At 70.5% G+C, this 20,619-nt stretch carries 14 protein-coding genes; 7 read left to right on the top strand and 7 right to left on the bottom strand.

Annotated elements, in window-relative coordinates; translation table 11 throughout:
- Nucleotides 1-30 precede the first annotated feature (30 nt).
- Nucleotides 31-1,137, bottom strand: a complete 1,107-nt coding sequence (locus tag ACWGO0_RS35470) for an LCP family protein (RefSeq protein ID WP_453544289.1) — start codon at nucleotides 1,135-1,137, stop codon at nucleotides 31-33.
- Between the two features lie 350 nt (nucleotides 1,138-1,487).
- Between ACWGO0_RS35470 and ACWGO0_RS35465 the strand changes: the two genes are divergently transcribed.
- From ACWGO0_RS35465 to galU, 6 genes are all read left to right on the top strand, one after another.
- A complete protein-coding gene (locus tag ACWGO0_RS35465) occupies nucleotides 1,488-2,501 on the top strand; it encodes a hypothetical protein (protein WP_453544287.1) in 1,014 nt (337 codons plus the stop codon).
- A gap of 335 nt (nucleotides 2,502-2,836) precedes the next feature.
- Nucleotides 2,837-4,654, top strand: a complete 1,818-nt coding sequence (locus ACWGO0_RS35460; protein WP_453544285.1) for a stealth family protein — start codon at nucleotides 2,837-2,839, stop codon at nucleotides 4,652-4,654.
- Nucleotides 4,655-4,707: 53 nt separating this feature from the next.
- Nucleotides 4,708-6,378, top strand: a complete 1,671-nt coding sequence (locus ACWGO0_RS35455) for a stealth family protein (RefSeq protein WP_453544283.1) — start codon at nucleotides 4,708-4,710, stop codon at nucleotides 6,376-6,378.
- A 3-nt stretch (nucleotides 6,379-6,381) separates the two neighbouring features.
- The gene (locus ACWGO0_RS35450) at nucleotides 6,382-8,388 is read left to right on the top strand and encodes a glycosyltransferase (RefSeq protein WP_453544281.1); all 2,007 of its coding nucleotides are present in this window, start codon (nucleotides 6,382-6,384) and stop codon (nucleotides 8,386-8,388) included.
- A gap of 41 nt (nucleotides 8,389-8,429) precedes the next feature.
- On the top strand, nucleotides 8,430-10,427 hold the full coding sequence (locus tag ACWGO0_RS35445) for a glycosyltransferase (protein ID WP_453544279.1): 1,998 nt from the start codon (nucleotides 8,430-8,432) through the stop codon (nucleotides 10,425-10,427).
- A gap of 30 nt (nucleotides 10,428-10,457) precedes the next feature.
- Nucleotides 10,458-11,372 (top strand): UTP--glucose-1-phosphate uridylyltransferase GalU, encoded by a 915-nt coding sequence (gene galU / locus ACWGO0_RS35440; RefSeq protein ID WP_453544277.1) that lies wholly within the window; start codon nucleotides 10,458-10,460, stop codon nucleotides 11,370-11,372.
- Between the two features lie 58 nt (nucleotides 11,373-11,430).
- Here galU and ACWGO0_RS35435 read toward each other — a convergent pair whose 3' ends face one another.
- The 5 genes from ACWGO0_RS35435 to ACWGO0_RS35415 all read right to left on the bottom strand — a co-directional run bounded on the left by ACWGO0_RS35435 (nucleotide 11,431) and on the right by ACWGO0_RS35415 (nucleotide 18,031).
- The gene (locus tag ACWGO0_RS35435; protein WP_453544275.1) at nucleotides 11,431-13,560 is read right to left on the bottom strand and encodes a 3-hydroxyacyl-CoA dehydrogenase NAD-binding domain-containing protein; all 2,130 of its coding nucleotides are present in this window, start codon (nucleotides 13,558-13,560) and stop codon (nucleotides 11,431-11,433) included.
- Nucleotides 13,557-14,777 carry a thiolase family protein gene (locus ACWGO0_RS35430; RefSeq protein WP_453544273.1) on the bottom strand — a complete coding sequence of 407 codons (1,221 nt, stop codon included), beginning with the start codon at nucleotides 14,775-14,777 and terminating at the stop codon, nucleotides 13,557-13,559. Before ACWGO0_RS35430 ends, ACWGO0_RS35435 begins: the two co-directional genes overlap by 4 nt.
- 330 nt (nucleotides 14,778-15,107) lie before the next feature.
- Nucleotides 15,108-16,382 (bottom strand): HRDC domain-containing protein, encoded by a 1,275-nt coding sequence (locus tag ACWGO0_RS35425; protein ID WP_453544271.1) that lies wholly within the window; start codon nucleotides 16,380-16,382, stop codon nucleotides 15,108-15,110.
- 119 nt (nucleotides 16,383-16,501) lie between these two features.
- On the bottom strand, nucleotides 16,502-17,164 hold the full coding sequence (locus tag ACWGO0_RS35420) for a response regulator transcription factor (protein WP_185297704.1): 663 nt from the start codon (nucleotides 17,162-17,164) through the stop codon (nucleotides 16,502-16,504).
- Nucleotides 17,165-17,371: 207 nt separating this feature from the next.
- Complete coding sequence (locus tag ACWGO0_RS35415; protein ID WP_453544268.1) at nucleotides 17,372-18,031, bottom strand: DUF3000 domain-containing protein; 660 nt, start codon at nucleotides 18,029-18,031, stop codon at nucleotides 17,372-17,374.
- 91 nt (nucleotides 18,032-18,122) lie between these two features.
- Between ACWGO0_RS35415 and hemE the strand changes: the two genes are divergently transcribed.
- A complete protein-coding gene (gene hemE, locus ACWGO0_RS35410; protein WP_453544267.1) occupies nucleotides 18,123-19,196 on the top strand; it encodes a uroporphyrinogen decarboxylase in 1,074 nt (357 codons plus the stop codon).
- 19 nt (nucleotides 19,197-19,215) lie between these two features.
- Here hemE and ACWGO0_RS35405 read toward each other — a convergent pair whose 3' ends face one another.
- Complete coding sequence (locus ACWGO0_RS35405) at nucleotides 19,216-20,598, bottom strand: FAD-dependent oxidoreductase (RefSeq protein WP_453544291.1); 1,383 nt, start codon at nucleotides 20,596-20,598, stop codon at nucleotides 19,216-19,218.
- Nucleotides 20,599-20,619: the final 21 nt, after the last annotated feature.

Here is a 20,619-nt window from a genome sequence, read left to right as displayed (position 1 = left end):
CGGTATGCGGCCCCGCGCCACCACCCGTGGTCAGCCGCCGGTGGCGGGGGACTTCTTCGCGGACTCCGGGATGGTGGCGTCCTCGCGGATCGCCTTCCAGAGCGTGCCGGCCTGCGGCTCGGACGCCACGACCCGGTTGGGGTCCTGCTTGTCGTACGCGACCGGCAGCATGATCGTCTCCATCGAGGACGGGTCGACCCCGTTCATCGAACGCGCGAAGTCGGTGAGCGACTTGAGGGAGGCGAGCCCCTCGTCCGTCGTCAGCGACTTGGTCGCGGAACTGGCGATCTTGTACGTCGTCGTCGGGCTGCCCAGCAGGTCCTGCGACTTGATCTCGCTCAGCAGCGCCATCATGAACTGCTGCTGGAGACCGATGCGCCCGAGGTCGCTGCCGTCACCGATGCCGTGCCGCGTACGGACGTAGGCGAGGGACTCGGTGCCGTCGAGCTTGTGCGGGCCTGCGGTGAGGCTGAGCCCGGACGCCTTGTCATTGATGTCCTGCGGGACATCGACCGTGACACCGCCGATGGCGTCGACCAGGTCCTTGAACCCGGCGAAGTTGATCTCCAGGTAGTGGTCGATCCGGACACCGGACATCTTCTCGACGGTCTTGACCACACAGGCCGGACCGGCCAGCGAGTAGACGGAGTTGAACATCACGCGGTTCGCGGAGGACATCGTCGAACCGTCGGACTTGGTGCACTCGGGCCGGGTCACCAGGGTGTCGCGCGGGATGGACACGGCCACGGCCTTCGTACGGCCCTCGGGGATGTGCACCACCATCGCGGTGTCGGAACGCGCCCCGCCGACACTGCCGCCCCCGCCGAGCTCCTTGTTCTCGGCCCCGGCACGTGAGTCCGAACCGAGGACGAGCAGATTCTGACCGGAGGTCGGAAGCTTCTCGGGACGGTCCTCACCGAGAGCCTTGTTGATGTCGACGCCCTTGATGTTGCCGTCGAGGCTGCTGTACATCCAGTAGGCGGTGCCGCCGCCGGCGAGCAGGAGGACGAGCAGGACGCCGAGGGTGATCTTTAGACCGCGGCGGCGCTTGCGAGGGGCCCCTCTACGCTTCCGTCCGCCGCCGTGGGACGTCGGACGATCTTCCTGCGTGCCCTGGGATATGGCGTCGTGGCTCATCGTGGTCGAGTCCTCTCTCGTGGCCCGAGGTGGGCTGTGGAGTGCGTGGGACTCGGGTGGGGGGTGTGGCCGGTCCGTGTGTGCATGACTGAGCGTGAACTATAGAACAGAGGATCGTACGTCCGGGTGTTTCGGCCGCAGTGAGGGCGTCGGCGCCCCGCCGGAGGGCGGTCAGACGCTGAGCATATGATGTCGTCGGCCCCCGTGTGTGGGCACGATGGAGAACTGGTGAAGCGGAGAGGGCGTTACGGGTCATGCGGAGAAGAGGATCGGACTCCGCGAGCAGTGCTTCCTCTCTCGCCCCGTCGTCCGGGCGCCACCAGGTCTGCGGAACGCCGCGTGGCCGCTGGATGCCGCTCGGCAGGGACGGCAGGCTTGCGCTCTACGCCCGCGCGGAGGGTGGTCTGTTGCGCTGGACGCAGCAGAGCCCGGGCGGGGACCGGTGGGACGGCCCGGACTTCGTTCCGATCGCGGACCTGACGGATCTGACCATCGTTCAGGGCGCCGACTCGTACGTGCACTTCCTCGGGCGGCGCGAGCGCCGTGGTTCCGACGGGCCGACCGTGGACTTCGTGCACGCCGTCCAGTACCAGACCGGCCGCCCCGTCGGCGAATGGCGCTCCCTCGGCAACTTCTACCGCAACCGGGAGATGTGCCTGAAAGCAGGTGCGCCGGCCGGAGCTGTCGACGCGCAGGGGACGGTCTTCGTCTTCGCGCGCAACGCGGGCCGCGGACTGCAGGTGCGCCGCGAGGGGAAGGGCGGCCAGTGGGGAGCCTGGCAGGACCTCAAAGGCTCCGCGCTCGCCGCGGAGATCGTGCCGTCGGTGACGTCGAGCGGGCTCATAGAGGTCTTCGCGCCCACCGATCGCGGGGTGCAGCAGTGGCGTCAACGTGATCCGGACGGCCCCCTGCTGATCGCTCCGCCCCTGCCCTTCCAGGCTCTGCACGGTTCCGTGACGGCGCTGGAGACGGCGCCCGACCGCTTCACCTACTACTGGACCGATGTCAACGGGGCAGGAGTCGTCTCCTACCGTGCGGGCGGCTGGCCCACGCCGGTCGGCGGACAGCCCGGGGACGGCGCCGTCGTGGCGTTGCGCACCCCGCTCGACGGCTACGACTGCACGGTTCTCGCTCAACGCGGGGCGGGCGGCACTCTGCTGATCGGGGTCTGCGGTACCGAGGGGGAGCAGAGCGGCGTCTGGTGGTCGGACACCACCGAGGAGTGCGTCGGCGATCCCGCGCTCGCCCTCGACGGGCACGGTCGTGTCGTCGTAGCGGTCCGTGGGCGGGACGGGGCTGTGTCCGTCGCCCGGCAGGAACCGGGCCCGGGGCTCACGCTCTCGCCGCACTGGCGCCGGCTGTGACCTGACGGCCCCTCCTGGAACACCGGGCGACACCGGTGTGTCGCCTCGATTTCATGTGGCGTTTTCGTGGAGTCGTAAAAGGTTGTACGGGCGCCTGGTGGGATTCATCACGGGCATATGTCGCTTATATCCACTTCGCTGACTGGACGTTGATCGGCTCTTTATGTGAAGGTTCTGTGACTTGCTCGTGGGTGAGCGGGTGGGACCGTCCAGCGGGGAGGCCGGTTTCAGTGGGGATGACAGGTTTCGGTCTCGTACCGTCCGTCGTCCGGGCACGAGGTGGTGCCCGGTCGCGGCAGACGTTGGACCGCAGTGGCGTGGGTGGTGGATGCCTCGTGGTCGGTTCCGGTAATCCGGAGGCGGGATCGCTCGTTTCGGCGTACCGGTCCGTGATCCCGGCGGGCGCGCGAAGGGGCATCGTCCGCAAGGTCCCGGCCCCGCTCCGCTCCGCCGTGAAGTCCTCGCTCACCTCCGTCGACGCGATCCGGTCGGCGACGGTCGTCTGGGCGATGGGCGGGCGCCGCAACGCACCCCGGCACAGTGCGGCCGCCGCACGCCGGGTGGTGCGCGTGAAGGGCCGGCACATGCATGCCCTGCTCGTGGAGGGCGCCACGGCGTGGGCCGCCCGGGCCCGTAATCTGCACATTCTCATCGCCGCGCTGGAGGCCGGGGGCATCGAGTACTTCTGTGTCCGCGGTGCCACGAAGGACGTTCCGACGGTCGCGGTGCCCGTCGGGCAGCGCGAGGCGGTGGAGGAGATGCTCCAGATCGCCTTCGAACAGACTCCGGGCTACGTGGGCGCGGCCACCGCGCTGGAGTCGGACATGCGACCCGGCGAGGAGGACAAGTCCTGGCGCCAGCTGCGCAGGCAGGACGCCCTCCGTGTCGCCTGGTACGTCACCGACCCCACACAGGAGCTCGTCTTCGGCTCTGACCAGGGCTGTGACCTGGAGTTCTGGGTGGAACGGGAGGGCCGGTTGGAGGCGCCCCGCCCCAACCGGGTGGTCGAAGAGGTGCCGGTCGACGCTCCACGCCACACCGTCCCGCAGGCCCTGTTCGCGCTGGTGCCCGGCGCCTACACCACGGGCAGCGCGCAAACCGTGGCCGAGTTCACCCAACCCCTGGCAGAGGACCACCTCTTCCCCATCGACGTCGTCTACACCTGGGTCGACGACTCCGACCCCAGATGGAGCGCCGAACGCGACGCCGTCCGCTCGGGCCGGATGGGCGGCGCGCCCCAGACCCTGCACGCCCAGGCGGCCAACGACGCGCGTTTCACCAGCCGCGACGAACTGCGCTACTCCCTGCGCTCCCTGCACCAGTACGCACCCTGGGTCCGCACCGTCTATCTGGTCACCGCCGGACAGGTGCCGAGCTGGCTGGACACCGACGCCCCGGGCTTCAAGGTCGTCGACCACCGCGAGATCTTCTCGGACCCCGCCGCGCTGCCCACATTCAACTCACACGCCATCGAAAGCCAGTTGCACCACATCGACGGCCTGTCCGAGCACTTCCTCTACCTCAACGACGATGTGTTCTTCGGCCGCCCGGTCGGCGCCGAACTCTTCTTCCACACCAATGGCCTGACCAAGTTCTTCCAGTCCAAGGCGCTCATACCGAGCGGCCCCGCTGACACGGACGACCTGCCGGTGAACGCGGCGGGCAAGAACAGCCGGGCACTGATCGAGCGGTCCTTCGGCACCCGTATCGCGCAGAAGACGAAGCACACCCCGCATCCACTGCGCCGCAGCATCCTCGACGACATCGAGCTCGTCTACGGCGATGAGCACCACCGCACCCAGCACTCCCGCTTCAGGTCCCCCGAGGACGTTCCGATCGCCTCGTCCCTGCACCACTACTACGGCTTCCACACAGGCCGCACGACCGCCGGGAACCTGCGCTACCAGTACATCGACCTCGCCGCCGACCAGGCCCGGCGCCGCCTGGACAACCTCCTCGCTCATCGGAACTTCGACACGTTCTGCCTGAACGACACCGTCGAGCACCCCGACCCGGAGGCCCAGGAGCACATGGTCAGGAGCTTCCTCGACGCGTACTTCCCCGTGCCCAGCCGCTTCGAGCGGACGGACTCGGCCGAGTACCGCAACGCGAACCGGCCGATCCGGCCACCGGCGGCCGAGATCAGACGGTGAGCGAACCGCTCCTCCTGCCGCAGCACCCATCTCCCGTAACGAAAGTGAACCGCGTGTTTGACACCTCCAGCCAGGCAACGGCTGGCGAGACCTTCATGGGCACCGGCCCTCGACCGGAGCCCACGCCTGCGCAACTGCGCAGGGGCCGTACGGAGCGGCAGGTCGTCGTGGACATGCACAAGCGTGTCGCGCTGGTGCACGACCGTCTCACGCCGCTCTCCGCGCGTGAGCTGAACAACCAGGAAGTCCGCCGCGCCCTCGAAGCCGAGCGGATCGACTGGTTCGCGGTGCCGGGCCTCGACGACACCGCCTCCGCGGTCGGCGTCGACGCGCGTCTACGCCCCCAGGCCCTGGCGGCGCTGCGCGCCCGCCTGTCCGGCAGCAGGGGCTACATCGCCCGCCCCAAGGCCGGGATGGCCCCCGGCGACGGCGCGTGGGAGGCATCATCGGACAAGACCTGGGAGCGGGCGAACGGCCTGTCCGTCGTGCGCGCGTTCTGGTTCCGCACCACGGAGGAAGGGCACCTGACGCATGGTGCCGATACGGGCTGTGACATCGAGTTCTGGGAGCCCGGGGAGAGCGTGCCCGGCCAGGGAGTCGACCGCCTCGTCGCACCCCGCCGCAACCGCGCCAGCGAGCACGTCTTCCTCGGCCACCAGCAGCTCGTCGTCCCCGGCGAGCAGATGACCAGGCTCGTGGGCCGGGCCCACGGGTCCGAGGTTCCACAGCTGCGTCCGACACGCACCCGCCCCGAACTGGACATCCTCTTCCCCGACGAGCACCCCTTCCCCATCGACGTCGTCTACACCTGGGTGGACGGCGACGACCCGGCCTGGCAGCGGCGCCGCGCCGAGAGCCGCGGTGAGGTCTTCCACGCGGAGGCGGCGAGCCTGTCCCGCTATGTCTCCCGCGACGAGCTGAAGTACAGCCTGCGCTCCGTGCGGATGTTCATGCCGTGGGTGCGGAACATCTACATCGTCACCGACCAGCAGACTCCGCACTGGTGGGCCGCCGGCGACGGCAGGGCCCGCGTGGTGGACCACCGGGAGATCTTCGACGACCCCTCCCACCTGCCCACCTTCAACAGCCATGCGATCGAGTCCAGGCTGCATCACATCCCCGGCCTCTCGCGCCACTTCGTCTACTTCAACGACGACATGTTCATCGGCCGGACCCTCACTCCCTCCGCGTTCTTCCACCCGAACGGCATCGCCAAGTTCTTCCCGTCCCCGGCACAGGTCCCCTACGGCCCCCCGGAGCCCGACGAGGTGCCCACCTCGGTCGCCGCGAAGAACAACCGCCGGCTCATCCAGGCGCGGTTCGGCCGCACGCTCGTACAGAAGATGAAGCATGTGCCGTACGCCCTGAACCGGGACATCCTCGCCGCCATCGAACGGGACTTCCCCGAAGAGCACCGGCGCACCTCCGCCAGCGCCGTGCGGAGCATCTCCGACCTGTCCATAGCCTCCTCGCTGCACCACTACTACAGCTACTTCTCCGGGTGCAGCCTGCCCGGCGACCTCCGGTACGGCTACTTCGCGCTGGACGACCCCGAGCTGGAGAACAAGCTGGAACTGCTGCTGCTGCGCCGGGACCGGGACACCTTCTGCCTCAACGACTCCGCGAGCGACCCCGCCGAGATCGAGCACCAGAGCCAGCTGCTCCACCGATTCCTCGAGGCCTTCTACCCGGTGCCGAGCCCGTACGAGAAGACGGCGGCCTGAGCCATGAACATCGAGATCCTGGTCCATACCCTGGCCACCGATTCCATCGGCGCGCGGGCGGCTGCCCGGCTCGCCCAGTCCCTCGTCGCCAGGCACCGGGTGACCGTCGTCACCGTACGGGGCGCCGCCGCACCGCACGCGGCGCTGCGGCTCCCGGAGAACGTCGAAGTCCTGGCCCTGGCCCCCTCGGTCGCGGCCGGCGACCGGGACGACGACGACACCTCACAGCTCGTCATCGCGGGCGACCCCGAGTTCCGGCGCTACAACCGCGCCGACGACGGAAGGCTCCGCAAGCACCTGTCCGCGAGCGGCGCCGACGTGGTGGTCGCCCTCAGCTCCGCGCTCGGCGCGGTCCTGGCTCAGTGCCGCGTACCCCACGCGCGGCGCATCGCCCGCCAGCCGGCACCTGTCGAGCGCCTCCCGGAGTCGGTGCGCGCCCGCTGGACGGAGCTCTACCGCGAACTGGACGCGGTCGTCCCGCTCACCCAGGGCGACGCCGCCGCCCCCGAGTACCAAGCGCTGCGCGCCGCCGGCGTCGAGGTGTGCCACATCGCCGAGCCGGTGCTGCTCGCCGAGGGCCCGGACAAGCCGGCGACGGGTGTGGTGATCAGCGCCGGGCGGCTGGTCTCGCACCGGCGCGTCGACCTGGCGCTGCACGCCTTCGCCCAGACCCGTGCCGCTCACCCGGGCTGGCAGCTGAGAGTCGTCGGCACCGGGCCGCTGCGCCGTGAGACCCGCGAACTGGTCACCGCGCTGGGACTCCACGACCATGTGCTGCTGTTCGACCGGGAAGCCGGCGAAGAGGACTTCTACGACGCCGACATGGCCCTGGTGACCGCGGAGCGCGTGGACAGTGCCCGCCCGGTGCTGGAGGCGCTCGCCCAGGCCACCCCCGTGATCGCCACGGAGGTGCCCTACGGAGCTCCCGAGGTGCTGGCCGAGGGCCACGGCGGGCTGCTGGTGCCGGTCGGTGACGTCCATGCCACGGCGCGCGCCCTTGAGCGCTACATGGCGGACGAGCAACTGCGCTCCGCGCACCGGACCCAGGCCCTGCGGACCGCGCGGTCCGCAGGCACGGAACAGGTCGGCGACGCGTACGAGGAACTGTTCAGGACGGTCAAGGCCGGAGTACGCGGCCGATGGGGCAAGGGGCGGCGCTCCGGCGGCGGAGCGCCCGCCGAGGAGCGCCCCCTCCCCACCGCCGACTGCCGGGTGCTGGCGAACGGCACATGGGAGGTCACTTTGCGCGGCGTGTCCGGCGCCCGCACCCTGCGCGTCAAGGAGCAGGGCAAGGGCCGCAAGGAAGTGGTCGACTTCGCCGTCGGGAGCGGCGGCGCCCGGGCCCTGATCGACGCTCGCGCGCTCGCTGTGATCGGCGAGGGCCGCGCCGACCTCTACGCCGTGGACGGCAGGGGCAAGGAGCGCCGCCTGCGCTACGGGCAGTGCACGCTCGGCGGGGCACGCGACGTCGGACACCTGAGCGACCTGCACCACTTCCACTGGGTGCTGCCGTACGCGAGCGAGGGCGGCTATCTGCGACTGCGTGTCTGGTCCCGGCCGAGCCATGCCGAGCTGGTGGCCGTCGACTACAGCGATACGAGCCTGTGGCTGACGGGCTGGCTGCAGGGGGAGTGGCAGCTCGGCGGCGAGCTGTTGCTGCTGCTGCGCCGGCGCCAGGAGCCCGCGCGCACGCTGGCAGCCGGCCGGGTGCGCTTCGAAGGCGGCTGGTTCGGCGCTGAGCTGAACATGGACGAGGCCATGAGGGCCCGGCTGCTCATGCGCGAGAACTGGGACGTCCTGCTCACCGACAGCAGCGGCAGCGAGCCGGTCAGGGTGGGACGCATCGCCGACGACCAGGTGGTGCGGCGCGATGTGCAGCGCTTCCCCGAGCTGGTGCGGGAGGAGCCGACCGACCTGTTCGGCCCCGACGTGGGCCGTGCCGTCGTCGGACTGCGCCCCTACTTCACCGCGGACAACGAACTCTCGCTCGTGGTGACCGAGCACCACTGACAGCGGCCCCTTACGGACCTCGAGAATCCCGAAGGACACTTGTGCGGATCTCCTTCCTGCTCCACAGCATCGACAATTTCGGCGGAGTACCGCGGGCGACCAGCAGCCTGGCGTCCGCGCTGGCGGTCCACCACGAGGTGGAGATCGTCTCGATCTTCCGTACGGCGGACCGGCCGTCCTTCCCTCCTGCCGACGGCGTGACCGTGCGCTACCTGGCCGAGCGGCGCGAGGGGGCGGCGAAGTCCAAGGGCGGCAAACCGTCCCGGATCATGCCGAGGGAGGACGACTGGGCCGACCAGTACACCCAGGAGGTCGATGACCTGATCCTCGGTCACCTCGGCAGTTGCGGCGCCGATGTCGTGATCGCCGCCCGGCCGACGTTCGCCGCGTATCTCATCGCCCATGGACGGCACGGCTACGGGCGCGTGGTCATCGACCACGAGGGCTCGATGGTGCCCTCTCAGGAACTGCGCGAGCGCACGCTGGAGCTGTACCGCGAGATGGACGGCGTCGTCTGTCTCACCCAGGCCGACCTGAACAACTACCAGCGGCAGCTGGGCGACCAGGCGCCCCCGTTCGCAGCCATCGGCAACATCGTGCCGCCGCCGGCCCGGCACGCCCCTGTGCGCGGCCTGCCGCTGATCGCCGCAGCGGGTCAGCTCGTGCCGCGCAAGGGCTTCGACACGCTGATCAACGCGTTCGCCCTGGTCGCCCCCCACCACCCGCAGTGGCGGCTGCGCATTTTCGGCCGCGGGCCGGAGCACGCACGGCTGCAGGAGCTCGTGCACGCGCACGGGCTCAGCGACGCCGTCCGTCTCATGGGCGCGCTGCCCGACCTCACGGCGGAGTGGGACAAGGCCGCGTTCGCGGTGAGCGCGGCCCGCCGCGAGTCCTTCGGCCTGACCCTGGTGGAGGCCATGCACCACGGGCTTCCGGTTCTCGCGGCCGATGCGCCCTTCGGTCCCGGCGAGATCGTCGTCCCTGGCCGCAACGGCATCCTGGTGCCGGTCGGTGACGAGGAGGCCATGGCCCAGGCGATGCGCTACCTCATAGAACAGCCGGGCGAGCGGGAGCAGTTGTCCCAGGGCGCCTACGCCTCCGCCCCGCTCTACAGCGCCGAGCGCATCGCCTTCCGCTACGACGCGTTCCTGCGGGATGTGACGGCCTCGGTACCGAAGCCGCATGCCGCCGCGGTCGCGTCCGTCGTCCCGTCCGGTGTCCCGGCCGAGGTGATGGTGCGCGGCGACGGCGCCATCGAGGTCCGTGCCGTGCTGAACCCCGGCGCGGAGCCCCCCGCGCTGTGTGTCACCCCGCGCAGGGCCGAGACACTGATCAGGCTGGCTGCCCTGGGGACCTCGGTGGACGAGGCGACGGGCACGCTCCGGTCGGTGTACGCGATTCCCGCCGAACCAGCGGTCCTCGCCGAGGGCCGTTATGACATCGACCTGGAGCTGCCGGACGGCCGGCGCCAGCCGCTCGCAGTGGAAGGCATCCACACCGGTGGCCTGCTGGTGCGCCGGATTCCCGCGGGAGGTCCCGCGTACTGGCCCGTGCCCTACCGCACCGCGGACGGCCATCTGTCGATCTTCGTGCGTCATCGCGCGGAGCACGCCGAGGTGCATGCCGTGCTGGTGGGGCAGGACGGCTGGCTCGTGCGCGGCGCCCTGGTCGTTCCGCCGGGCACGGGCCTCTCCGGGCTGCGGCTTGGGGCCGTGCCCCGCAAGGGGAGTGTCGCGTCCACTGTGTCGGGCCAGGTTTCCGTGGCGCACGACGGCGCCTTCGAGGCGCACCTGCCGTTCGCCGGGGTGGTCGCCGCATCGTCGGGCGGCCACGACGACTGGGACCTGTGGCTGGAGCGTGAACCCGGCCAGCCGCGTATCCGGCTGGCGCGCTTCTTCGACGACATCCTGGAGCGCAAGCGGATCGATGTCTATCCCACGCAGCGCTGGCACCACCCGACGCAGGGCCCGGCGCGCGGAAGGGTTTTCTTCACGCCCGGCAACGAGCTGTCCTTCACCGTCAGTCCCGACAATGCCTGACACCCTCTTCTTTCCGGAGTGAATACGTTCATGCCTACGCACCACCGCCGCACCCGCAAGGCCGTCATCCCGGCCGCGGGTCTCGGCACCCGATTCCTCCCCGCGACCAAGGCGACTCCCAAGGAGATGCTCCCGGTCGTGGACCGGCCCGCCATCGAGTACGTGGTGGCGGAGGCCGTACGCAGCGGACTCGATGACGTGCTCATGGTCACCGGCCGTAACAAGCGGGCGCTGGAGGACCACTTCGACCGCGCCTACGAACTGGAGCATCTGCTGGAGCTGAAGGGCGACTTCGGCAAGCTGGGCCAGGTCCGCGAGTCGAGCGAACTGGCCGACGTCCACTACGTGCGGCAGGGCAACCCGCTCGGCCTGGGCCACGCCGTCCTCTGCGCCGAACCGCACGTCGGTGACGCCCCGTTCGCGGTGCTGCTCGGCGACGACCTCATCGACGAGCGCGATCCGCTGCTCGCCCGGATGCTGGAGGTCCAGGAGCAGCGTGGCGGCAGCGTCGTGGCGCTCATGGAGGTCGAGGACGACCGGACGCACCTGTACGGATGCGCGGCCGTGGCCCCTCTGGACGACGAGGCGGGCGACGTACTGGCCGTCACCGATCTCGTGGAAAAGCCCGAACCCGGCACCGCGCCCAGCAATCTCGCCGTGATCGGGCGGTACGTCCTCGCCCCGCAGATCTTCGACATCCTGCGCAAGACCCCGCCGGGCCGCGGCGGCGAGATCCAGCTGACCGACGCCCTGCGTCAGCTTGCCCTCGACCCGGCTCTCGGCGGTCCCGTGCACGCGGTGGTCTTCCGCGGTCGCCGCTACGACACGGGGGACCGCGGCGACTACCTGCGTGCCGTCGTCCGGCTGGCCTGCGAGCGCGAGGACCTCGGCCCGGAATTCCGTGCCTGGCTGGGCGAGTTCGTGCGGGAAGAGGCCATCCGCTAGCAATGAGGGCCGTACGGGAGTGATCCCGTACGGCCCTCATTCATTCACAGGGGTGGTGTTACGCCGGAACGCTCGCCACGCCCGCCGCCAGGAACTTCCTGCCGTTGACGCGCTCCGAGATGCCCGACCGGTCCAGGTACGGCGTGATGCCGCCCAGGTGGAAGGGCCAGCCCGCGCCGGTGATCAGGCAGAGGTCGATGTCCTGTGCCTCGGCGACGACGCCCTCGTCCAGCATCAGGCCGATCTCCTGCGCCACCGCGTCCAGGACGCGGTCGCGGGCCTGCTCCTCGGTCAGGACGGTGTCGCCCTGCTTCAGGAGTGCGGCGACCTCCGGGTCCAGCTCCGGCTTACCGGAGTCGTACACGTAGAAGCCGCGCTTGCCGGCCTTGACCACAGCGGCCAGGTTCTCGGAGACGGTGAAGCGCTCCGGGAAGGCGCGGTTCAGGGTCTCGGAGACGTGGAGGCCGATGGCCGGACCGACCAGCTCCAGGAGGACCAGCGGGGACATCGGCAGACCGAGGGGCTCGACGGCCTTCTCGGCGACGGCGACCGGGGTGCCCTCGTCGATGACGTTCTGGATCTCGCCCATGAAGCGGGTCAGGATGCGGTTGACGACGAACGCCGGGGCGTCCTTCACCAGCACCGCGGTCTTCTTCAGCTTCCGCGCGACACCGAAGGCCGTGGCCAGCGAGGCGTCGTCGGTCTGCTCGCCGCGGACGATCTCCAGCAGCGGCAGGATCGCGACCGGGTTGAAGAAGTGGAAGCCGACGACCCGCTCGGGGTTCTTCAGCTTCGACGCCATCTCGGTGACCGAGAGGGACGAGGTGTTCGTGGCGAGGATCGCGTGCGCCGGGGCGACCGCCTCGACCTCCGCGAACACCTGCTGCTTGACGCCGATCTCCTCGAAGACGGCCTCGATGATGAAGTCGGCGTCGGAGAAGCCCTCCGCCTTGTCCAGCACACCGGAGACCAGGCCCTTGAGACGGTTGGCCTTGTCCTGGTTGATGCGGCCCTTGCCGAGCAGCTTCTCGATCTCGGCGTGGACGTAGCCCACACCCTTGTCGACCCGCGCCTGGTCGATGTCCGTGAGGACGACCGGGACCTCGAGGCGGCGCAGGAAGAGCAGGGCGAGCTGGCTGGCCATCAGGCCCGCGCCCACCACGCCGACCTTGGTGACCGGACGCGCCAGCGACTTGTCCGGGGCACCTGCCGGGCGCTTGGCGCGCTTCTGGACCAGGTTGAAGGCGTAGATGCCGGAGCGCAGCTCGCCGCCCATGATCAGGTCCGCGAGGGCCTGGTCCTCGGCGTCGAAGCCGGCGACCAGGTCGCCGTCCTTGGCAGCGGCGATGATGTCCAGCGCGCGGTACGCGGCCGGGGCCGCCCCGTGCACCTTGGAGTCCGCGATGGCCCTGCCGCGTGCGACGGCCTGGTCCCAGGCGTCACCGCGGTCGACCTCGGGACGCTCCACCGCGACCGTGCCGTTGAGCACGGACGCGGTCCAGATCAGCGACTGCTCCAGGAAGTCGGCGCCCTCGAAGAGCGCGTCGGCGATCCCGAGCTCGAAGACCTGCTTGCCCTTGAGCTGACGGTTCTGGTTCAGCGAGTTCTCGATGATCACCGAGACCGCGCGGTCGGCGCCGATCAGGTTGGGAAGCAGCGCGCAGCCGCCCCAGCCGGGGACCAGACCGAGGAAGACCTCGGGCAGCGAGAACGCGGGCAGCGCCTTGGAGACGGTGCGGTACGAGCAGTGGAGACCGACCTCGACACCGCCGCCCATCGCCGCGCCGTTGTAGTACGCGAACGTCGGGACCGCGAGGCCGGACAGCCGGCGGAAGACGTCGTGGCCGCCCTTGCCGATGGCCAGCGCGTCCTTGTGCTCCTTCAGGAGCTCGACACCCTTGAGGTCGGCGCCGACCGCGAAGATGAACGGCTTGCCGGTGAGGCCGATGCCGGTGATCGCGCCGTCGGCGGCCTCCTTCTCGACCTGGTCGATGGCGGCGTTCAGGTTCGCCAGCGACTGCGGTCCGAAGGTGGTCGGCTTGGTGTGGTCCAGGCCGTTGTCCAGCGTGATGAGGGCGAAGCGGCCGGCACCCGCCGGGAGGTCCAGGTGGCGTACGTGCGCCTGCGTGACGACCTCGCCGGGGAACAGCTCGGCCGCACCCTTCAGAAGCTCAGTGGTGGAGCTCACTTGTTGCCTCCGTTGAAGTTCGGGTTCTCCCAGACGACCGTCGCGCCCATGCCGAAGCCGACGCACATGGTTGTCAGGCCGTAGCGGACCTCGGGCTGCTCCTCGAACTGGCGGGCCAGCTGAGTCATCAGACGCACACCGGAGGAGGCCAGCGGGTGACCGTAGGCGATCGCGCCGCCGTACTGGTTCACACGGGCGTCGTCGTCGGCGATGCCGTAGTGCTCCAGGAAGGCGAGCACCTGCACGGCGAACGCCTCGTTGATCTCGAAGAGACCGATGTCGGAGATGGAGAGACCCGCCTTGGACAGGGCCTTCTCGGTCGCCGGGATCGGGCCGTAGCCCATGACCTCGGGCTCGACGCCCGCGAAGGCGTACGACACGAGACGCATCTTGACCGGGAGGCCCAGCTCGCGTGCGACGTCCTCGGCGGCGAGCAGCGAGGCGGTGGCGCCGTCGTTGAGACCCGCGGCGTTTCCGGCCGTCACGCGGCCGTGGGCGCGGAACGGGGTCTTCAGACCGGCCAGGGACTCCATCGTGGTGCCCGGACGCATCGGCTCGTCGGCGGTGACCAGGCCCCAGCCCGTCTCACCGGCCTCCGGGTTGGTGCGGCGCACGGAGACCGGCACCAGGTCCTGCTGGATCTTGCCGTCGGCGTACGCCTTGGCGGCCTTCTCCTGCGAACGCACCGCGTACTCGTCGGCGCGCTGCTTGGTGATCGTGGGGTACCTGTCGTGCAGGTTCTCCGCGGTCATGCCCATGAACAGGGCGGACTCGTCGACCAGCTTCTCCGATACGAAGCGCGGGTTCGGGTCCACGCCCTCGCCCATCGGGTGGCGGCCCATGTGCTCGACACCACCGGCGACGACGACGTCGTACGCGCCGAAGGCGATGGAACCGGCCGTCGCGGTGACGGCGGTCAGCGCGCCGGCGCACATGCGGTCGATCGAGTAACCGGGGACGGACTGCGGCAGACCGGCCAGGATTCCGGCGGTGCGGCCGAGCGTCAGGCCCTGGTCGCCGATCTGCGTGGTCGCGGCGATGGCGACCTCGTCGATCTTCGCGGGGTCCAGGTCCGGGTTGCGGCGCAGCAGCTCCCGGATGGCCTTCACGACGAGATCGTCGGCGCGGGTCTCGTGGTAGATGCCCTTCGGGCCCGCTTTGCCGAACGGGGTGCGGACGCCGTCGACGAAGACGACGTCCCGGATGGTACGAGGCACGGTGGCTCTCCTCCAGGGTGCGGGATGGCACTGCTGCGGGGCGCGCTCTGAAAGTGCGCCGCCTCCCTCATGCTACTTGCGGGTAACCAGACTGCCCACCCCCGGCGACCGGAGCGGTGAAGGTCACACCTGCGGACACCGCGGACGGTAACGCGCAGTGATCACTCGGCCCGTCCGCGGCGGGATAACGCGGTGGCGGCGCTGCGGCGTCAACCTGGCGCGAATTCGATCCTCGTCGGCGGGTGATCGGCCGCTCCCGTGCCCGCCCGCAACGGCGGACACCCCCGGCCGTCGGCCGGGGGTGTCGGTGTTCAGGGGGGAGCAGCGGGGTCAGACGCCGGTGCTCAGCGCCCGCGTCAGGAGCGGGGCGACCTGTTCGATCTGCCAGCGCCGCGCCCCGTAACCGGCGAGCGTGTCCTCCACCGAGGACGCCGTCATGCTCTGCGGGGGCTCCCAGCAGACCCGGCGCACGGTGTCCGGCGTGATCAGGTTCTCCTGCGGCATGTTCAGCCGCTCGGCCAGCTCCGACACCGCGGCGCGGGCCGCCGAGAGGCGGGCCGCTGCTGCCGGGTCCTTGTCCGCCCAGGAGCGGGGCGGCGGCGGTCCCGCGAGCTGCTGGCCCGGCTGCGGGAGCTCGGACTCCGGCAGGGCCCTGGCCCGGTCGACGGCCGACTGCCACTGCTCCAGCTGCCGACGGCCCATGCGGTGGCCGAAGCCGGGCAGCGCGGTCAGGGCCTGCACGGTGAGCGGGAGCGCGAGTGCGGCCTCCACGATCGCGCCGTCACCGAGGATCTTGCCCGGTGACATGTCACGTCGTTGTGCCACCTGGTCCCGGGTGTTCCACAGCTCCCGTACGACCGCCATCTGACGGCGGCGGCGCACCTTGTGCATACCGGACGTACGGCGCCACGGGTCCTTGCGCGGGGCCGGCGGCGGCGCCGAGGCGATCGCGTCGAACTCCTCCCGCGCCCACTCCAGCTTGCCCTGCCGCTCCAGCTCCTCCTCCAGGGCGTCGCGCAGATCGATCAGCAGCTCGACGTCGAGGGCGGCATAGCGCAGCCAGGGGTCGGGAAGGGGGCGGGTGGACCAGTCGACGGCGGAGTGCCCCTTCTCCAGCGCGTAACCGAGCACGCTCTCGACCATCGCGCCGAGGCCGACGCGCGGGAAGCCCGCGAGCCGCCCGGCGAGCTCGGTGTCGAAGAGCCCGGTGGGGATCATGCCTATTTCGCGCAGACAGGGAAGGTCCTGGGTCGCGGCGTGCAGAATCCACTCGGTGCCGGAAAGCGCGTCGCCGAGACCCGACAGGTCGGGGCAGCCGACCGGGTCGATCAGCGCACTGCCCGCGCCTTCACGGCGCAGCTGTACGAGATAGGCGCGCTGGCCATAGCGGTACCCCGAGGCGCGCTCGGCGTCGACCGCCACGGGTCCGGTGCCCGCGCCGAAGGCGGACACCACCTGGGCCAGGGCGTCGTCGGACGCCACCACCGGGGGAATGCCCTCGCGCGGTTCGAGCAAGGGGATCGGCGCCGGGGCGACGTCGTCCGGGGGGGCGCCCCCGGTGGTTCGCAGTGAGGTGTCTTCTGCGGTCTCTTGGGCGTCGGTCACATGTCAAGGGTATCTGTGTATGCACAGCGCCCGTCGACGGAATGATCCGTCGGCGGGCGCTGATGCACGTATTCCAGCCGGGGTCGCATCGGTGCACGTGGCGGCTGGGGGAGTGGCGGTCAGTGGATGATGCCCGTCCGCAGGGCCACGGCGACCATTCCTGCGCGGTCTCCGGTGCCGAGCTTGCGGGCGATGCGGGCGAGATGGGACTTGACGGTCAGGGCGGAGAGGCCCATCGAGACGCCGATGGCCTTGTTGGACTGGCCTTCGGCGACCAGGCGGAGCACCTCCACCTCGCGGCCTGACAGTTCGCGGTAGCCGCCCGGGTGGCTCGGGGAACCGGGAGGCCGACGGTGCATACGGGCGGCATTGGCGCCGATCGGTGCGACGCCGGGGCGGGTGGGATGGCCGATGTTCGTACGGGTACCGGTGACGACGTAGCCCTTCACGCCGCCCGCGAGGGCGTTGCGCACGGCGCCGATGTCGTCGGCGGCGGACAGGGCGAGGCCGTTCGGCCAGCCCGCGGCTCGGGTCTCGGACAGCAGGGTCAGCCCGGAACCATCGGGCAGGTGGACGTCGGCAACGCAGATATCGCGCGGGTTGCCGATTCGGGGACGGGCCTCCGCGATGGACGACGCCTCGATGACGTCACGAACTCCGAGTGCCCACAGGTGCCGGGTGACGGTGGAGCGGACACGGGGGTCGGCGACGACGACCATGGCCGTCGGCTTGTTCGGGCGGTAGGCGACCAGGCTTGCGGGCTGCTCGAGGAGAACGGACACCAGGCCTCCTGGGGAGTGGCGGACGGGCCGGCTCGGGGATGAAGCCGGGGCGAACCGTGCTTGAAGGGTCATTGACCTCTTCGGCAGCAGACCCGTCCTCCTTTAGAGGAAGATCACGATTTGGTGAGTAACAATTCGGGCAAATAGGACGCGCGATCGATTGTACGAAAAGAGAGCCGGTGAATGTGCGACCAATGTGACGCAGTGTTACGAAACCTGGGGCCCGCGCCGCTGAGGCAGCGTCACGACCGCCGCGTCCGAGACCTCCGAAGGCGGCAGTCCGGCGATCTGGCAGAGCAGATCACCCCACGCCACCAGGTGCGCCGCCGCGTCCGGCACCCCGCCGCGCCCCTCGCGCGGTGTCCAGGAGGCCCGGATCTCGATCTGGGTCGCGGGACGGCGCGAGGAGAGCGCACCGAAGTAGTGGGACCCGGCGCGCGTCACGGTGCCGCCGGCCTCCCCGTACGAAAGGCCGCGCGCGTCCAGCGCACCCGTCAGCCAGGACCAGCACACCTCGGGCAGCAGCGGGTCGGCCGCCATCTCCGGCTCGAGCTCGGCCCGCACCAGCGTCACCAATCGGAAGGTGCCCTGCCAGGCGTCGTGCCCGGACGGATCGTGAAGGAGTACGAGACGGCCGTCGGCGAGATCGTCCTCACCGTCGACGACCGCCGCCTCCAGGGCGTACGCGTGCGGAGCGAGGCGCTGGGGCGGCCTCGTCGGCTCGACCTCGAGTTCGGGGCGGAGCCGAGCCGAGCGCAACGACTCGACCGCCGACCGGAACGCGGGCGGGACTGATTTCTCCTCCGTACTCTCCTTGCTTTCAGCACCATCGGAATGATCGGAATATTGTCCCTGAGCCGGAGCCATGCGGGGAAGAGTAGGCGGAACCGGAGCCTCGCGCAGGGAGGGACACCCGGGCGGCACAAGCTCCTTACGGCTTCGTGCGAAGATTCTCGGTGTGAGTGCCAACGACCGCCCATCGGGCCAGCAGACGAAGTCCTCCGCCACCCATGAGTCGGCGTTCCTCAAGGCGTGCCGGCGCGAGCCCGTGCCGCACACCCCGGTCTGGTTCATGCGTCAGGCGGGGCGCTCACTTCCCGAGTACCTGAAGGTCCGCGAGGGCATCGCGATGCTCGACTCGTGCATGATGCCGGAGCTGGTCACCGAGATCACGCTGCAGCCCGTACGCCGCCACAAGGTCGACGCCGCGATCTACTTCAGCGACATCGTCGTACCGCTCAAGGCCATCGGCATCGACCTCGACATCAAGCCCGGCGTCGGGCCCGTGATCGCCGAGCCGATCCGTACCCGCGCCGATCTGGCCCGCCTGCGCGACCTCACACCCGAGGACGTCACGTACGTCACCGAGGCCATCGGCATGCTCACCCGTGAGCTGGGGTCAACCCCGCTCATCGGTTTCGCCGGAGCACCGTTCACTCTCGCGAGTTACCTCGTGGAGGGCGGCCCGTCCCGCAACCACGAGCGCACCAAGGCCATGATGTACGGCGACCCGGAGCTCTGGGCCGACCTGCTCGACCGGCTCGCGGAGATCACCGGCGCGTTCCTGAAGGTCCAGATCGAGGCGGGCGCATCGGCGGTCCAGCTCTTCGACTCCTGGGTGGGCGCCCTCGCCCCCGCCGACTACCGGCGCTCCGTACTGCCCGCCTCCGCGAAGGTCTTCGACGCCGTCGCCCCGTACGGCGTCCCGCGCATCCACTTCGGTGTCGGCACCGGTGAGCTCCTCGGCCTGATGGGCGAAGCAGGCGCCGACGTCGTCGGCGTCGACTGGCGGGTCCCGATGGACGAGGCCGCGCGCCGCGTCGGTCCCGGCAAGGCGCTCCAGGGCAACCTCGACCCGGCGGTGCTCTTCGCACCGACCCCCGCGGTCGAGGAGAAGACCCGCGAGGTGCTGGACGCGGCGGCCGGCCTGGAGGGACACATCTTCAACCTGGGCCACGGCGTCATGCCGTCGATGGACCCGGACGCGCTCACCCGGCTCGTGGAGTACGTCCACACGCAGACCGCGCGCTAGGACCACCCTGTCCGGTACGTCAGGCGGTGCCCGCCTGACGTACCGCAGCGCTCGCCTTGCGGGCCGCCACCAGGATCGGGTCCCAGACCGGTGAGAACGGCGGGGCGTAGCCCAGGTCGAGCGCCGTCATCGCGTCCACCGTCATCCGCGCCGTGAGCGCCACCGCCGCGATGTCCACCCGCTTCGCCGCCCCGTCCCGGCCCACGATCTGCACACCCAGCAGCCGGCCCGTGCGGTACTCCGCGAGCATCTTCACCGTCATCGGCCGCGCCCCCGGGTAGTAGCCCGCCCGTCCGGTCGACTCGATCGTCGCCGTGACGAACCGCAGCCCCAGCGCCTTCGCGTCCTTCTCCCGCAGCCCGGTCCTGGCGATCTCCAGATCGCAGACCTTGCTCACCGCCGTACCGACCACCCCGGGGAACGTCCCGTACCCGCCGCCCACGTTCGCCCCGATGATCTGGCCGTGCTTGTTGGCATGCGTGCCCAGCGCGATGTGGCGGGGGCGGCCCGCCACCAGGTCCAGGACCTCGACGCAGTCGCCGCCCGCCCAGATGTTCTCGTGGCCCGTGACCCGCATCGACGGGTCCGTCAGCAGACCGCCGTGCGCACCGAGCGGGAGACCCGCCGCGCGCGCCAGCTCCGTCTCCGGCGTGACGCCGATGCCGAGCACCACCACATCCGCCGGGTAGGTCTCCGCGTCCGTGGCGACGGCCGTGACCCGGCCGTCGGGCCCGGTGAGGATCTTGGTGACCGCCGCACCGTTCACCGTCGTGATGCCCAGGCCGTCCATCGCCTCGTGCACCAGCCGGCCCATGTCGGGGTCCAGCGTCGCCATCGGCTGCGCCCCGCGGTTGAGGACCGCGACCTCGAAGCCGCGCTTCAGCATCGCCTCAGCCATCTCGACGCCGATATAGCCCGCGCCGACGACCACCGCACGCCGTCCCGGCGCCCGGTCCAGGGAGTCCAGCAGCGCCTGCCCGTCGTCCAGGGTCTGCACCCCGTGCACCCCGGCGGCGTCCATCCCCGGCAGCTCCGGACGCACCGGGCGGGCGCCCGTCGCGATCACCAGCTTGTCGAAGCCCGTCCAGGACGTCTCGCCGCTGTCCCGGTCCACGCCGCGCACCCGCTGCCCCGCGACGTCGATCTCCGTCACCTCGGTGCGCATCCGCAGATCGATGTCGCGGGCCCGGTGCTCCTCGGGCGTACGGGCGATCAGGTCGTCCCGCTGCTCGACGTCGCCGCCCACCCAGTACGGGATGCCGCAGGCGGAGTACGAGGTGAAATGGCCCCGTTCGAAGGCGGTGATGCTCAGCTCGCCGGGCCCCTTGAGCCTGCGGGCCTGGGGCCGGGGGGGCCAGGCCCCCCCGGGCCCCCCCCAGGAGCGCCGCTCCAGGGCGCGCAGGGCCCGGTCCCGGTCGGAGAG

This window comes from Streptomyces sp. NPDC055749 (genome assembly GCF_053617235.1).
The sequence above is the reverse complement of the archived record's forward strand: the minus strand, read 5'-3'. Positions and strand labels throughout refer to the sequence as shown.

Bases quoted from the DNA above. Each gene is read 5' to 3' on its own strand.
- galU (WP_453544277.1), top strand. From the start codon at position 10,458: ATGCCTACGCACCACCGCCGCACCCGCAAGGCCGTCATCCCGGCCGCG.
- ACWGO0_RS35470 (WP_453544289.1), bottom strand. From the start codon at position 1,137: ATGAGCCACGACGCCATATCCCAGGGCACGCAGGAAGATCGTCCGACG.
- ACWGO0_RS35415 (WP_453544268.1), bottom strand. From the start codon at position 18,031: ATGGCTCCGGCTCAGGGACAATATTCCGATCATTCCGATGGTGCTGAA.
- ACWGO0_RS35450 (WP_453544281.1), top strand. From the start codon at position 6,382: ATGAACATCGAGATCCTGGTCCATACCCTGGCCACCGATTCCATCGGC.
- ACWGO0_RS35465 (WP_453544287.1), top strand. From the start codon at position 1,488: ATGCCGCTCGGCAGGGACGGCAGGCTTGCGCTCTACGCCCGCGCGGAG.